1 protein-coding gene is annotated in these 378 nt (G+C 35.4%); it reads right to left on the reverse strand.

The window, feature by feature from the left end; genetic code table 11:
* A partial coding sequence (locus IDG60_RS03050) for an FIVAR domain-containing protein (protein ID WP_206160482.1) occupies window positions 1-378 on the reverse strand: 378 nt, incomplete at both ends.

Raw genomic sequence — 378 nt, forward strand, 5'->3', positions numbered from 1 at the left:
GCTTGTCATACCAGTCGTACTCGTTGGCTGATCAATATCATTTTGCAACTGAGTTTTTGCAGTTTGTAATGGTGCCAAGTCTGGTGTTAATCCAGCAATTGCTTGTTTTAAGCTATTATATTTTTCTTCTACTTTTGTTTTTTCTGCGGCAATTTGTTGGTCTGTCGCGTCACCATTGTTAATAACATTTTGTGCATTTGTTGTTTCTGTTTGACCTGCACGTTTAGCATTTTCATATGCTTGGATTGATGATTGTGTCATACCATCAGTAGTTACTGATTTATTGATTTCTTCATCAAGTTTCGTCTTAGCAGTTCTTAAAGCACTATTATCAGCTAAAGGTACTAATTGATTAATTGCTTGCGTTAATCGCTCATT

The sequence above is a fragment of the Staphylococcus sp. EG-SA-2 genome (genome assembly GCF_017152085.1).